Origin of the sequence: Pseudomonas sp., assembly GCF_050739655.1 — a bacterium.
In the GTDB taxonomy this organism is placed as follows: Bacteria; Pseudomonadota; Gammaproteobacteria; order Pseudomonadales; family Pseudomonadaceae; genus Aquipseudomonas.
The window spans coordinates 1-1260 of sequence record NZ_JBOIBY010000332.1; the positions used below are offsets into that span (position 1 = coordinate 1).

The 1260-nt window shown below is 61.6% G+C and carries 1 protein-coding gene and 1 pseudogene; both read right to left on the reverse strand.

Annotated features, from left to right (window positions below; all coding sequences use genetic code 11):
• Positions 1 to 680 (reverse strand): annotated as a pseudogene (locus tag ACRESJ_RS16155) (hypothetical protein); the annotation flags it as partial.
• Positions 680 to 1260: phage protein Gp27 family protein (locus ACRESJ_RS16160; RefSeq protein ID WP_431758795.1), on the reverse strand; the 581-nt coding region annotated here is incomplete at its 5' end. The pseudogene ACRESJ_RS16155 and the gene ACRESJ_RS16160, both read right to left, overlap by 1 nt.

Below are 1260 nucleotides of genomic sequence, written 5' to 3' on the forward strand. Positions count from 1 at the left end.
CGGACTTCCGTGACCAGCTCATTAAACGGGTTCTGATCCCCGTCGTGGGTACTGATAATCCGCACCTTACCACCCCAGATCAGCAGCGCCAGTGCTGCCTTGAGCAGTTCATCGAGCTGGCCGTGGAAGGCGCCTTCATCGATCACCACCACGCCCTGTTTGCCGCGCAGGTTGGCCGGGCGCGAGCTGAGCGCGACGATGCGGAAGCCAGAGGCAAAGCGGATCGTGTAGGTCTTAATTGCCTTTTCGTCGTTGCCTTCCTTGAAGACGTCCTCGCCTTCCTCGATCTCGCTGGCTACCTCGTTGAACACGCGCGCCCACATGGCACAGGCCTCGATGTACTCGATGGCCATGTCCATGTTGTAGCCGATGTAATAGACGTTCATCCCACCGGCTTGGCGGGACTTGGCAGCGGTCAGGGCGTTATCCGACGCCTCCGCCCAGGTCAGGCCGATACGACGGCTCTTCTCGGCAATCTTCAGCTCGCTGGTGTCGGCCACCCAGTCCTGCTGGTACTTGAGCAGGACTGCATCGGTGGCGCTGTTGACTTCAAGAGCAAGGCTGGCTGGAAGTTCCTGCACCAGCAGATCGCCACTGCTGGTTTCGGCAACTGACACTGACCGGGCCAAGGCAGTCTTGGCGGGAGCTGTACGGGCGCGTTTGGCTTTGGCGATAACCATCAGCCGATCCCCAAGATTTTTTTGCGCATGTCCGCTGCGGTCTGCTCGGACAGGCCATCGCTTTTGACCACCTTGTCCAGACGCGCGGACTGCTCGCGCAGCAGCGCCTGTCGCGCCTCGTCGGCGATGGCCTTGCGCAAGTTGACGCCGACCCGCTGAGTATCCATTGCATCCTTGGCCGCGCGAGCCAGTTTGCGGATCTCGTCAATGGTGATCTTGTCGTTGCCGTGCGCCTGCAGGGCAGCATTGGTGGCCAAGGTGGTGACGGCCTGCGCAAGCAAAGCGCCGGCCTTCTCACCCACGCCCTCGCCAAGCTCGCCGATGACGGCATCGGAGACAGCTTCGATTTCACGCATCCGTGCGGTCAGTTCAGTAAAACCGCGCTCGTATCGGTGTAAGGCTGAGCGCGAGACTTCGGCTGCCGGCTCCCCAGGGAACTGCCGTTGCAGCTCGGCAATCATCTCGTCCAGCGTCAGCCGATCCTCACGCAACATGCGCTCGACGCTGGCGCGCTGTTCCGCCGGCAATCGGCTGATACTGGATTTGGCGCGGCGCTTGCTCATGTCTTCACTTCGGGCTG